The 12624-nt window shown below is 58.3% G+C and carries 11 protein-coding genes and 2 tRNA genes; all 13 read left to right on the top strand.

Annotated features, from left to right (window positions below):
- The first annotated feature begins 53 nt into the window (after window positions 1-53).
- The 13 genes from ftsH to rpsO all read left to right on the top strand — a co-directional run bounded on the left by ftsH (window position 54) and on the right by rpsO (window position 12608).
- A complete protein-coding gene (gene ftsH / locus ADS46_RS03085; protein ID WP_066316134.1) occupies window positions 54-2057 on the top strand; it encodes an ATP-dependent zinc metalloprotease FtsH in 2004 nt (667 codons plus the stop codon).
- A 214-nt stretch (window positions 2058-2271) separates the two neighbouring features.
- Window positions 2272-3087 carry a dihydropteroate synthase gene (folP, locus tag ADS46_RS03080; protein ID WP_156524466.1) on the top strand — a complete coding sequence of 272 codons (816 nt, stop codon included), beginning with the start codon at window positions 2272-2274 and terminating at the stop codon, window positions 3085-3087.
- On the top strand, window positions 3084-4433 hold the full coding sequence (glmM, locus tag ADS46_RS03075) for a phosphoglucosamine mutase (RefSeq protein WP_066316123.1): 1350 nt from the start codon (window positions 3084-3086) through the stop codon (window positions 4431-4433). The genes folP and glmM overlap by 4 nt, the downstream gene beginning before the upstream one ends.
- Window positions 4434-4511: 78 nt before the next feature.
- A complete protein-coding gene (tpiA, locus tag ADS46_RS03070; protein ID WP_066316122.1) occupies window positions 4512-5261 on the top strand; it encodes a triose-phosphate isomerase in 750 nt (249 codons plus the stop codon).
- A 4-nt stretch (window positions 5262-5265) separates the two neighbouring features.
- On the top strand, window positions 5266-5625 hold the full coding sequence (gene secG / locus ADS46_RS03065; protein WP_066316119.1) for a preprotein translocase subunit SecG: 360 nt from the start codon (window positions 5266-5268) through the stop codon (window positions 5623-5625).
- A gap of 34 nt (window positions 5626-5659) precedes the next feature.
- Window positions 5660-5746, top strand: a tRNA-Leu gene (locus ADS46_RS03060).
- 122 nt (window positions 5747-5868) lie between these two features.
- Window positions 5869-5945 (top strand) — tRNA-Met (locus tag ADS46_RS03055).
- 290 nt (window positions 5946-6235) lie between these two features.
- A complete protein-coding gene (gene rimP / locus ADS46_RS03050; RefSeq protein WP_066316117.1) occupies window positions 6236-6697 on the top strand; it encodes a ribosome maturation factor RimP in 462 nt (153 codons plus the stop codon).
- A gap of 72 nt (window positions 6698-6769) precedes the next feature.
- Complete coding sequence (gene nusA / locus ADS46_RS03045; protein ID WP_066316115.1) at window positions 6770-8284, top strand: transcription termination factor NusA; 1515 nt, start codon at window positions 6770-6772, stop codon at window positions 8282-8284.
- A 27-nt stretch (window positions 8285-8311) separates the two neighbouring features.
- The gene (gene infB / locus ADS46_RS03040) at window positions 8312-10867 is read left to right on the top strand and encodes a translation initiation factor IF-2 (RefSeq protein ID WP_066316114.1); all 2556 of its coding nucleotides are present in this window, start codon (window positions 8312-8314) and stop codon (window positions 10865-10867) included.
- 15 nt (window positions 10868-10882) lie between these two features.
- Window positions 10883-11296: a 30S ribosome-binding factor RbfA gene (rbfA, locus tag ADS46_RS03035; protein WP_066316112.1), complete on the top strand. Its 414-nt coding sequence runs from the start codon at window positions 10883-10885 to the stop codon at window positions 11294-11296.
- Window positions 11296-12219, top strand: a complete 924-nt coding sequence (truB, locus tag ADS46_RS03030) for a tRNA pseudouridine(55) synthase TruB (protein ID WP_066316111.1) — start codon at window positions 11296-11298, stop codon at window positions 12217-12219. Before rbfA ends, truB begins: the two co-directional genes overlap by 1 nt.
- A 119-nt stretch (window positions 12220-12338) precedes the next feature.
- Window positions 12339-12608, top strand: a complete 270-nt coding sequence (rpsO, locus tag ADS46_RS03025) for a 30S ribosomal protein S15 (RefSeq protein ID WP_066316110.1) — start codon at window positions 12339-12341, stop codon at window positions 12606-12608.
- The last annotated feature ends 16 nt before the right edge of the window (window positions 12609-12624 follow it).

Here is a 12624-nt window from a genome sequence, read left to right as displayed (position 1 = left end):
TAAGGTCTCACCTGTAGGTTTAACTGACGGATTCTTGTAATGAGGGTAGCCCCTTGAACGATATGGCAAAGAACCTGATTCTGTGGCTGGTCATCGCGGCCGTGCTACTGACAGTGTTCAATAATTTCAGTACCGAGAGTGCACCCCAGACAATGAACTACACCCAGTTCGTTGAGCAGGTGCAGGACCAGGAAGTGCGCAGCGTCACCATTGATGGCTATACCATCACCGGTGAGCGGACAGATGGTTCACAGTTTCAGACAATTCGTCCAGCGGCAGAAGATCCCAAGCTGATGGATGATCTGCTGAGCAACGACGTGACGGTGATCGGTAAAGAGCCGGAGCAGCAAAGCATCTGGACGCGTCTACTGATTGCCAGCTTCCCGATTCTGCTGATCCTGGCCATTTTCATGTTCTTCATGCGTCAGATGCAGGGCGGTGCCGGTGGAGGCAAAGGCGGCCCGATGAGCTTTGGCAAGTCCAAGGCCAAGCTGCTCTCCCATGACCAGGTCAAGACGACGTTCTCGGACGTTGCCGGTTGTGATGAAGCCAAGGAAGAGGTCGAAGAACTTGTCGACTTCCTGCGCGACCCGACCAAGTTCCAGCGTCTGGGCGGTACCATTCCGCGTGGTGTTCTGATGGTGGGCCCACCGGGTACCGGTAAAACGCTGCTGGCGAAATCGATTGCCGGCGAAGCCAAGGTGCCGTTCTTTTCCATCTCCGGCTCTGACTTCGTGGAAATGTTTGTCGGTGTCGGTGCGTCCCGCGTTCGCGATATGTTCGAGCAGGCCAAGAAGCAGGCGCCGTGCATCATCTTTATCGATGAGATTGATGCGGTAGGCCGCTCGCGCGGTGCTGGCATGGGTGGCGGTAACGACGAGCGTGAACAGACCCTGAACCAGCTATTGGTCGAGATGGACGGCTTCGAGGCCAACGAAGGTGTCATCGTGATTGCGGCTACCAACCGTCCTGACGTGCTTGACCCCGCATTGCTGCGTCCTGGGCGTTTTGACCGTCAGGTAACCGTTGCCTTGCCCGATATCCGGGGGCGTGAGCATATCCTCGGCGTGCACCTGCGCAAGGTGCCGCTAGCCGACGACGTCAAGCCGCAGCTGATTGCACGCGGCACGCCCGGCTTTTCGGGTGCCGATCTGGCCAACCTGGTCAACGAAGCTGCCCTCTTTGCGGCCCGTCGCAACAAGCGGCTGGTCAGCATGGAAGAGCTCGATCTGGCCAAGGACAAGATCATGATGGGCGCTGAGCGCAAATCCATGGTCATGACCGACAAGGAAAAGCTCAATACGGCTTACCACGAGTCGGGCCACGCAATTATCGGCCTGGTGGCCCCGGGTCACGACCCGGTCTACAAGGTAACGATCATTCCTCGGGGACGGGCATTGGGTGTCACCATGTTTCTGCCTGAAGAGGATCGTTACAGCCTGTCACGTCAGCAAATCCTGAGTCAGATCTGCTCGCTGTTCGGTGGTCGTATTGCCGAAGAGATGACGCTTGGGCCTAACGGTGTTACCACCGGGGCATCCAACGACATCAAGCGCGCCACTGAGCTTGCCCATAACATGGTTGCCAAGTGGGGGCTGTCGGATGAAATGGGCCCGATCATGTACGACGAGGACGAGTCCCACCAGTTCCTCGGTGGCCCGGGTCAGGGCGGTTCCAAGATGAAGTCGGGTGAAACCACCACGCGGCTTGATAAGGAAGTCCGCAAGATCATCGATGATTGCTACGAGGAGGCGCGCCGCATTCTGACCGAAAATCGCGATAAGCTTGATGCGATGGCGGAAGCGCTGATGAAGTACGAAACCATCGATGCCGACCAGTTGAAAGATATCATGGACGGCCGCGACCCGCGCCCACCGGAAGGCTGGAATGACGGCGATTCACCCGGTGGTGGCACGCCTGCTGCAAGCGATCAGCCCAGCGCGTCGCCCAGCGATGATACGCGTCATGGTGATGAGGCAGGTGGCGATGGCGATTCAGATGATGAAGAGCCGAGTCGTCGGCCCTCCGACCCGCTAGGTGGCCCTGCCGGTCCTTAGCCTAAAGTCCGGCCGTTGCGCTAACATCAAGGCGTCCCCAAACGGGACGCCTTTTTGTTATGCTGTGCACGCACCTATAATACCGATATGTTTTTTCCGACCAGGCGACAGCATGACTTTTACGGCACGTCCCACCCCGTCGGCGCCGCTGGCGCAGCTTCCTGCGCAACTGCGTTGCGGCCGACATTTACTTGATCTGTCCTTTCCTCGTGTCATGGGCGTTTTGAACGTCACGCCGGACTCATTCTCTGATGGTGGCCAGCATGTGGCATTGGACGATGCGTTGCGGCGCGCCGAGCAAATGCTGGCGGAAGGCGCCGCCATGATTGATGTGGGCGGTGAGTCGACCCGTCCCGGCGCCTCGCCCGTCGGTGAGCAACAGGAGCTTGACCGTGTCGCGCCCGTCATAGAGGCGCTTGTACGCGAGCTGGATGCGCTTGTGTCGGTGGACACCAGTTGCCCCGCCGTGATGCACGAGGCGAGTGCGCTGGGGGCAGGCATGATCAACGACGTGCGGGCACTCGAGCGGGATGGGGCCCTGGCGGCCGCCATGGGTAGCGGCTTGCCGGTGTGCCTGATGCATCGCCAGGGCGAGCCCCAGAATATGCAGCAGGCGCCCGCCTACGATAAGCCCATCGAAGAGGTGGTGGTCGACTACCTGGCGGCCCGAGTCGCCGAGTGCGAGGCCGCAGGTCTGCGCCGTCATCGCCTGCTCGTGGATCCAGGCTTTGGTTTTGGTAAAACGGTCGAGCACAATCTGCGCTTGCTGAATCGCATGGATGTCCTTCAGTCGCTGGGCCTGCCGATACTCGCGGGCATGTCGCGCAAGAGCATGATCGGTAAAGTGCTGGGTCGCCCCATCGACGAGCGGCTGCCAGGCGGGCTTGCGCTGGCGGCCATGGCGGTTGAGCGCGGGGCGAGTATTGTACGCGTCCACGATGTGGGGCCGACGGTCGACGCCGTCAATATGGCGTGGGCCGTGTGGCAGGAAGGCTGCGAGGCCTCTACCAGCAAGGAGAGTAACGCATGACAAGACGCTATTTCGGTACGGACGGTATTCGCGGAAGGGTCGGTCAGTCACCGATTACCGCCGATTTCATGCTCAAGCTGGGCTGGGCGGCGGGTCAGGTATTGCGCCGAGAGAAAGGTCGTACCCGGGTGTTGATCGGCAAGGACACGCGTATTTCGGGTTACATGTTCGAGTCTGCGCTTGAATCAGGGCTGTCTGCTGCGGGGGCCGACGTGGCACTGCTGGGGCCAATGCCGACTCCCGGTATTGCCTATTTGACGCGCACTTTTCGTGCCGATGCCGGGATCGTGATTTCAGCCTCGCACAACCCCTTCGATGATAATGGCATCAAGTTTTTTTCGGCAGAGGGTAAAAAGCTCCCGGATGCGATTGAAGACCGAATCGAGACCATGCTGGATGCGCCGTTAACCACCGCTGGGGCCGCTCAGCTGGGCAAGGCCATGCGTATTGACGATGCTGCCGGCCGCTATATCGAGTTTTGCAAATCGACCCTGCCCGATCGCCTCAGCCTGCATGGCTTGACCATTGTGCTCGACTGCGCGCATGGTGCCACCTACCACATCGCACCGAGTGTGTTTCGTGAGCTGGGGGCCGAGGTCAGCGTCATTGGTGGCACGCCGGATGGCCTGAATATCAACCAGGACGTTGGCTCGACGCACCCGGCAGCGCTGCGTGCGGCGGTGATCCAGCAAGGCGCCGACCTGGGGATTGCCTTCGACGGCGACGGCGACCGTGTATTACTGGTCGATTCCGATGGCCGTGAAGTCGACGGTGACGACATTCTTTACCTGATTGCCCGGGATCGTCACGCACGTGGTTTGCTGGATGGCGGTGTGGTGGGGACGCTCATGAGCAACTTTGGCCTGGCGATGGCGTTTGAAAAAATGGGTATTCCATTTGAGCGCGCCAAGGTCGGTGACCGTTTCGTGATGGAGCGTATGGCAGCCAATCAGTGGGAGCTGGGTGGCGAATCGTCGGGCCATATCCTGTGCAGCCATGTTCAGACCACCGGAGACGGCATTGTCTCCGCGCTGCAGGTCCTGGCGCTGATGATGCGTGAACAGCAGCCGCTTCCCGCCTTGTTGAGAGGCTTGGAAAAAGTCCCGCAGGCGCTGGTGAACGTCAGGTTGCCAGCAGGGACCAATGCCAAGAGCGTGATGGCCTCGGAGCCGCTTAAGAAGGCAGTGGCCGCGCTCGAACAGGAGTTGGGCGATGAAGGTCGTGTCTTGCTCAGGGCGTCAGGCACTGAGCCGTTAATTCGTGTCATGGTGGAAGGCCGCGCGCACCTGGACGTCGACAAGTTGGCAAATCGCCTGGCCGAACAGGTGCAGGCGCTGCTTAAATAGCGTCTGCTGACAACAGCGGTTGTCTTGACAAGTCCGCTCCTATACCATTTCGCTCCACCTTGAGTGTGAGGAGGCTTCATGCGTAGGCCATTAATTGCCGGTAACTGGAAAATGAACGGTTCGACGGCGCTGGTTAAAGCGTTTGGCGATGCGTTTGCAGCCGCCAGGTTGCCCGCTGGCGTCGATGTGGTCGTGATTCCGCCTTTTCCCTACCTGGAAACGGCGCGGCAGGCCTTCAGGAATACGTCGCTAAAACTCGGGGCGCAGACGCTCAATCCTCAGCCCTCGGGCGCGCATACCGGTGAAGTCAGTGGCAGTATGCTGCAAGAGTTTGATGTCGCTTATGTACTGGTCGGTCATTCAGAGCGGCGGCAGCTTTATCAGGAAACTGACGAGCAGGTATTTGACCGCTTGATGGCGGCCCTGGCGTCAGGGCTTACGCCGATTCTCTGTGTCGGGGAAACCCTTGAGGAACGCGATGCGGGGCACACCATGGATGTCGTGCTGCGCCAGGTAGAGTACGTAATGTCTCGCCTGGAGCCCGCCCAGCGTTCTGAGGTGGTCATCGCCTATGAGCCGGTATGGGCGATTGGCACAGGGCGAACGGCAACGCCTGAGCAGGCTCAAGAGGTCATGGCCGGTATTCGGTCTTATCAGGCCTCGTTCGATGCGGTACTTGCCGAGCAGCTCAAGCTGTTGTACGGCGGCAGCATGAACGCAAACAATGCGGCTGAGCTGCTTGCTCAGCCGGATATCGACGGCGGTTTGGTGGGCGGCGCTTCGCTCAAAACCGACGAATTTCACGCCATTTGTCAGTCAGCAGGATAACGCCATGCAAGTTGCAATTCTTATGGTCCACGTGGTGATTGCGATCGCCCTGGTTGTGCTCATCCTGCTTCAGCAGGGTAAAGGTGCCGAAGCAGGTGCCGCCTTCGGTGGCGGTGCGTCGCAAACGGTATTTGGTTCACGCGGTAGCGGTAATTTTCTGTCCCGTTTCACGGCCATCCTTGCCGCAGGCTTTTTCGTCACCTCGATGGCGCTGGCCTACTTTGCCACCCAGGCAGGGCAGGCACCGGAAGCGGGTATTCCTGACGCAAACCTGATCGAGCAACAGCAAAGTGCACCAATGCTTGACGAAGGTGACGAAAGTGCGGATAATGCCGCGCCAGTGCTAGAGGAAAGCAGCGAGTAACTGATTGATCTTGCTTCCTCGAGCCTCCCCTGATGCCGAAGTGGTGGAATTGGTAGACACGCTATCTTGAGGGGGTAGTGACCTTACGGTCGTGCGGGTTCAAGTCCCGCCTTCGGCACCATCTGATGCGCTGGTTCGCCAGTTCCCCAGACGTAATAAACGCTCCTTGGTTGAAGCGTCTAAAGGATAAAAGACAGCTTGACGGAATAAGCACAAGCGTCTATTATCTGCGACCTAGATTGATGCGGGGTGGAGCAGTCTGGTAGCTCGTCGGGCTCATAACCCGAAGGTCATCGGTTCAAATCCGGTCCCCGCTACCACTTTCTGGCGATAAGCAAGCATGTGCGAGCGTTTCATGTCATGAGAGGCGACGCCATCATTAAGGGGTTTCCCAATGCTTACCGTCATGTTGGTGTAACAGGTTTCTTTCGAAAAGCCCCTTCCTGTGAAGGGGCTTTTTGTTAGCAGCTTTTCGTTAACAAGCGTGTCTCAAGGGCGGATGCCCAACGGCTTGCCGGAGGCACATTTCCGGGTAACGCCAATCAGCCACCTAGCTTTTCATATGTCTCCTGGCCAGGTGCCTGATGCAACGGCTATAGGAGCAACGTCTGTGGCCACAAAACATGCGGCGCTGCACGCGCTGATAGAACCTGTTGTTGCTGCCATGGGCTTTGAGCTATGGGGCATCGACCATCTTTCGCAGGGTAAGCATTCGCGTTTGGTGATTTATATCGAACGTGAAAGCGGCGTCAATGTTGAAGACTGCGCCGATATCAGTCGTCAAGTCAGCGCGATATTGGACGTCGAAGATCCTATTCCGGGGGAGTACCGACTCGAAGTGTCTTCGCCGGGCATGGCACGCCCGCTGTATACCCTGGATCATTTTTCCCGTTTTCAAGGACATCATGTCGCATTAAAACTGCGCGCACCCTTTGACGGGCGGCGCAAGTTTCAAGGGTTGCTGGCAGGTGTCGAGGGCGACGAAATACTGCTGCAAATGGATGGCGAAGAGTATTGTTTTCCGATTGAAGGCATTGATTCTGCGCACGTTGTACCGCAGTTCGACGATTAACCAGGTGGCGTGGTGGCCGGCAGGCAGTTGGCGCGATGCACATAAGGACAGGTTTTCTGGCGAGGCAAACGCATGAGTAAAGAAATATTAATGGTCGTTGACGCGATCTCTAACGAAAAAGGTGTTCCCCGCGACGTCATTTTTGAAGCGGTGGAATCTGCTCTTGCGAGCGCGTCACGCAAGCGTTTTGACAATGAAGAAGCCAACGTGCGGGTACACATTGACCGTCGCACGGGGGAATACGAGACGTTTCGCTACTGGACGGTCGTCGAAGACGACGAATTCGAAACGCCAGATTACGAAATCAAGCAAAGCATCGCTGAACAGCGCGATCCGCCGCTGAAACTGGGCGATGTCGTCGAACAGAAAATCGAAAATGCCGTCTTTGGTCGCATTGCGGCACAAACGGCCAAGCAGGTCATCGTGCAAAAAGTGCGCGAGGCCGAGCGTGCCGAAGTCGTGCGTCAATATACCGATCGCGAAGGAGAGCTGGTCGCCGGTATCGTTAAAAAGACCACGCGCGACGGCTTGATCATTGACTTGGGCGATAACGCGGAAGCGTTTCTGCCGCGCAACGAAATGATCCACGGTGAGCGCTACCGGATGAACGAGCGTGTTCGCGCGCTGCTGGTCAAGGTCGACCCCGACGCGCGTGGCGCCCAGCTGCAGCTGTCGCGGACCTGCCCCGAGCTGATTATCGAGCTGTTCAAGATTGAAGTGCCGGAAATTGCCGAGCAGCTCATCGAAATCAAGGGCGCGGCAAGGGATCCCGGTTCACGCGCCAAGATTGCCGTGAAAACCAACGACCGACGCATTGATCCCGTCGGTGCCTGTGTCGGCATGCGCGGCTCTCGCGTGCAGGCGGTATCGACCGAGCTGCAGAACGAGCGTGTCGACATCGTGCTGTGGGATGACAATCCCGCACAGCTGGTGATAAACGCCATGGCACCCGCCGATGTGGCGTCTATCCTTGTTGACGAGGATGCCCATGCGATGGATGTCGCCGTCGCTCAGGATAATCTGGCCCAGGCCATTGGTCGTAGCGGCCAGAACGTGCGTCTGGCCTCTGATCTGACCGGCTGGCGGATCAACGTCATGACCGAAGACGAAGCGGAAGCCAAGCGCGACCAGGAAATTGATAGTCTGGTGGATTCTTTTGTCAGCCATCTCCAGGTCGATGAAGAGGTTGCCCGCCTGTTAGTGGACGAAGGGTTCACGACCCTTGAAGAAGTCGCCTACGTGCCGCTTGAAGAGATGCTCGAAATCGAAGAGTTCGACGAGGATCTGGTTGAAGAGCTGCGTGCACGGGCGAAAGACGAGCTGCTGACGATGGCAATTGCCTCGGAAGAAGCGCTAGACGGTGCCCAGCCAGCAGCAGATCTGCTGGAGATGGATGGCATGGAGCGCCACCTGGCCTTCATTTTTGCCAGCCGCGGCATTGTTACCATGGAGGATCTCGCCGAGCAGTCTGTCGACGATCTGGTCGATATCGAGGAGTTGGACGAAGCGCGCGCAGCGGCACTGATCATGACTGCCCGTGCGCCCTGGTTTGAAGACGATGACGCGTCGGATTCGAACACACAGTAAACAGGTCACGGGCTGAGGAGGGTCAATATGTCAGATATGACAGTTAAAGATTTTGCAGTAAAGGTGGGCCGTGATGTGCCCCGCCTGCTAGAGCAGATGAAAGAGGCGGGTTTACAGCACGCTTCGGAAACCGATGCGGTATCGGAAGAAGATAAGCGCACCTTGCTTAACTTTCTGAAGAAAAGTCACGGCGGCGACGGCGATGAAAGCGATAGCGGCAAGAGCCGTATTACGTTGACGCGCAAAACCCGCAGCCGTATCAAGACAGGCGAACGCGGTAAAACCATCGAAGTTCAGGTGCGCAAGAAGAAGACGTACGTCAAGCGCTCTGAAGAAGAGGACAAGCCGAAAGCGCCTGAACCCAAGCATTCGGGTCCGCGTCAACTCGTCGGTGACATGGCCGAAGCTGAGGCTGAAAGCAAAGCGCGTGATGCACGCGAAGCCGAAGAAAAGGCCGCTGCAGAAAAAGCCAAGGCGGCGGAAGAAGCAGCGCGTAAAGAAGCCGAACAGGCCGCCCAGGTCGAGGCGCAGAAGGCGCCTGACGTTCCGGTGCCCGAGCTGCAGATCGACGATACCCCGGCATCCGAAGACATGCCGCCGGCGCCGCCGAAAGAAGGCCGCACCGACCGTCGTACCGCACCGCCCAAGAAATCAGCGGCCAAGAAGAAAGGCCGTCGTGATGACGAGGAAGATCGCGGTGATCGCGAAGAACGCAAGCGCGGTGCTGGCGGCAAGAAAGCCAAGCGTGCCGAGCGTCGCGGCGGTCGTCGTGGCGGTGGTGCCAGCGGTGGTAATGGCAAGCATGGTTTCCAGAAGCCGACCCAGCCGATCGTGCGCGAGGTCTCGATTCCCGAGTCCATCAGCGTGGCGGATCTGGCCGACAAGATGTCGATCAAAGCCAATGAAGTCATCAAGGCGATGTTCAACATGGGCGCGGCGGTCACCATCAACCAGACCATCGATCAGGATACGGCAGCCATCGTTGTCGAGGAGATGGGTCACAAGGTCAAGCTGGTGAAGGATGACGCGCTGGAAACGGAAATGCTCGAAGGCATTTCCTACGAAGGCGACGAAATCACCCGTTCACCGGTCGTGACCGTGATGGGCCACGTCGACCATGGTAAGACGTCGCTTCTCGATTATATCCGTAAGGCCAAGGTGGCAACCGGCGAAGCGGGTGGTATTACCCAGCATATCGGTGCCTACCATGTGGAAGACGAACATGGCGGCGTGACATTCCTGGATACGCCAGGCCACGCAGCGTTCACCGCCATGCGTGCCCGCGGCGCCCAGGCGACCGACGTTGTCATCCTGGTCGTGGCGGCGGATGACGGTGTGATGCCCCAGACGGTTGAGGCGATCGAGCACTCCAAAGCGGCGGGCGTGCCGATGGTAGTGGCGGTCAACAAGACCGACAAAGAGGGTGCTGACTTCGACCGCATTCGTAACGAGCTCTCGCAGCATGGCGTGATTTCAGAAGAGTGGGGCGGCGATACCCAGTTCGTCCACGTATCTGCCAAGACCGGCGACGGCATTGAGGAACTGCTGGAGGCGATCCAGTTGGTCTCTGAAGTACTGGAGCTTAAAGCCGTGCCTGAAGCACCGGGTAAAGGCGTCGTGGTGGAATCGCGCCTCGATAAAGGCCGTGGCCCGGTCGCGACCGTACTGGTGCAGAACGGTACCCTCAAGAAGGGTGATATCGTGCTTGCCGGCCTGCACTACGGCCGTGTGCGTGCGCTGACCAACGAACTCGCCCAGCAGGTCGATGAGGTTGGCCCGGCCATGCCGGTTGAGATCCAGGGCCTGGACGGTACCCCGGATGCCGGTGATGACTTCATGGTCGTCGCGGATGAGAAGAAGGCCCGCGAAGTGGCCAACTTCCGTCAGGGTAAATACCGCGAAGTCCGTCTGGCGCGTCAGCAGAAGGCCAAGCTGGAGAACATGTTCAGCCAGATGGGCCAGGACGAAGTGGCCAAGGTCAACATCGTGCTGAAAGCCGACGTCCAGGGCTCGCTGGAAGCCATCAAAGGGGCGTTGGAAGAACTCTCGACCAGCGAAGTCGAGGTGGCGGTTGTGTCCTCCGGCGTTGGCGGTATCACTGGTACCGATGCCAACCTGGCGCTGGCCTCTGAAGCCATCGTCGTCGGCTTTAACGTCCGTGCTGACGCCGCTGCCCGTGAGATCATCGAACGCGAAGGGCTGGATCTGCGCTACTACAGCGTCATCTACCAGTTGATCGACGAGGTCAAGCAGGCGATGAGCGGTATGCTCGCGCCGGAGTGGAAAGAAGAAATCGTCGGTGTGGCTGAAGTTCGCGACGTCTTCCGTGCGCCGAAGATTGGTGCGATCGCAGGCTGTATGGTCGTTGAAGGCAGCGTGCACCGTAACAAGAAGATTCGCGTGCTGCGCGACGACGTGGTGATCTACGAAGGTGAGCTCGAATCGCTGCGCCGCTATAAAGACGACGTACAGGAAGTGCGTAGCGGCGTTGAGTGCGGCATCGGCGTGAAGAACTACAACGATGTCCAGGTCGGCGACAAGATCGAAGTCTTTGACCAAGTGAAGGTCGAGCGCAGCCTGTAGGGCTGAGGAGCAAGCATGCGCGAATTCAAGCGTACCGACCGGGTAGCCGACCAGCTCCAGAAGGAGCTGGCGGTGCTGATCCAGCGCGAAGTGAAAGACCCGCGCCTCGGCATGGTCACGGTCAGCGGTGTCACCGTGAGCCGTGACCTGGGTTATGCGGATATATACGTCACCCTGTTGGGTGAACAGGACGCCGAGCGTATCAAGGAAAACCTGCAGGTGCTGAAACGGGCGGCAGGTTTCCTGAGAAGCCAGATAGCCAAGCGTATTAAACTGCGCCACGTTCCCGAGCTGCGTTTTCATTTCGATGAAAGCGTGGTGCGTGGCCAGCAGCTGTCGTCGCTGATTGACGAAGCGGTTTCAACCGACCGTGCTCGTCAGGAACAGGACGATGCAAGTGCGGATGAATCAGGCGAGGAGCCGCGTTAATGGCGCGTCGCCGTCGGGGGCTGCCGGTGAATGGCATTGTCCTGCTGGATAAGCCGAAAGGACTTTCCAGCAACCATGCCCTGCAGCGGGTGCGGCGTCTTTTCGAGGCGCAAAAAGCCGGCCATACCGGTACCCTGGACCCTATGGCGACGGGCTTGCTGCCCATCTGCCTGGGCGAGGCCACCAAGTTTTCATCGCACCTGCTGGAAGCCGACAAGGCGTATCGCACCCGGGTAGAACTGGGGACAATAACCGATACGGGGGATGCAGAAGGCGCGGTCATTGAGCAACATGATGTGCCAAGCCTGACGGTCGACGATATTGAGTCGGTATTATCCGGCTTTCGCGGTGAGATCGACCAGGTGCCGCCGATGTACTCGGCGCTGAAGCACGAAGGTAAAAAACTCTATGAGCTCGCCCGCGAGGGAAAGCAGGTTGAGCGTGCAGCGCGGCGGGTAAGCGTGTATGATGCCCGCCTGCTGTCCTTTGAAGGCACGGCCTTCGAGCTGGAAGTCAGCTGCAGCAAGGGGACCTACATCCGCACCCTGGCTGAAGACATTGGCAAGGCACTGGGCTGTGGCGGCCACATCAGTCAGTTGAGAAGGCTCAAGACCGGCCCTTTCAACGGCGACGCCATGTGGACGCTGGAAGCACTTGAGGCGTTAGCCGATCAAGCGGCCCGCGAAGCCGAGCTGATGCCGGTTGACGTGCTGGTGGATCATTTGCCATCGCTGACATTGGATGAACCGGCTTATGGGCGCTTGGCTCACGGCCAGTCCGCCAATGTGGTGTCTGGCAAATCGCTTCCCCCTGAAGCGCTGGCAAGACTTTATTACGCTGAGTCGTTCATAGGTCTCGGTGTTGTAAAAGAAGGTCAGGAAGTGGCACCCAAGCGGCTGTTAAGTACGGTCGCTATCTCGTAAGGCGTTGCATCAATGCGGCGGTTTGCGAGAAAATTGCAGATGAAAATAGTAGATTGAGACTGCAAATATGCGTGGTCTCACCCATTCATTGTTAGGCATATTGCTTACTGGAGAGACAGATGGCATTAACCGCTGAAAAGAAGGCCGAGATCGTCAACGAATACGGCCGCGGCGAGAACGACACCGGATCACCTGAAGTGCAGGTTGCCCTGCTGAGCGCCAATATCAACGGCCTGCAGGACCACTTCAAAACCAACAAGCAGGATCACCACTCCCGTCGTGGTCTGATCCGCATGGTAAACCAGCGTCGTAAGCTGCTGGATTACCTGAAGCGTAAAGATTTCGAACGCTATCAGTCTCTGATTCAGAGCTTAGGCATCCGCCGCTAAGTTATTGTTGGCGATG

The organism is Halomonas sp. G11, assembly GCF_001663515.1.
Classification (GTDB): domain Bacteria; phylum Pseudomonadota; class Gammaproteobacteria; order Pseudomonadales; family Halomonadaceae; genus Vreelandella.
This window is presented reverse-complemented; position numbering and strand designations above follow the sequence as displayed.

What these genes read in the sequence shown, in the direction of transcription:
- folP (WP_156524466.1), top strand. Translation starts at nt 2,272, where the DNA reads ATGGGCGTTTTGAACGTCACGCCGGACTCATTCTCTGATGGTGGCCAG.
- glmM (WP_066316123.1), top strand. Translation starts at nt 3,084, where the DNA reads ATGACAAGACGCTATTTCGGTACGGACGGTATTCGCGGAAGGGTCGGT.
- tpiA (WP_066316122.1), top strand. Translation starts at nt 4,512, where the DNA reads ATGCGTAGGCCATTAATTGCCGGTAACTGGAAAATGAACGGTTCGACG.
- secG (WP_066316119.1), top strand. Translation starts at nt 5,266, where the DNA reads ATGCAAGTTGCAATTCTTATGGTCCACGTGGTGATTGCGATCGCCCTG.
- nusA (WP_066316115.1), top strand. Translation starts at nt 6,770, where the DNA reads ATGAGTAAAGAAATATTAATGGTCGTTGACGCGATCTCTAACGAAAAA.
- infB (WP_066316114.1), top strand. Translation starts at nt 8,312, where the DNA reads ATGTCAGATATGACAGTTAAAGATTTTGCAGTAAAGGTGGGCCGTGAT.
- rbfA (WP_066316112.1), top strand. Translation starts at nt 10,883, where the DNA reads ATGCGCGAATTCAAGCGTACCGACCGGGTAGCCGACCAGCTCCAGAAG.
- truB (WP_066316111.1), top strand. Translation starts at nt 11,296, where the DNA reads ATGGCGCGTCGCCGTCGGGGGCTGCCGGTGAATGGCATTGTCCTGCTG.
- rpsO (WP_066316110.1), top strand. Translation starts at nt 12,339, where the DNA reads ATGGCATTAACCGCTGAAAAGAAGGCCGAGATCGTCAACGAATACGGC.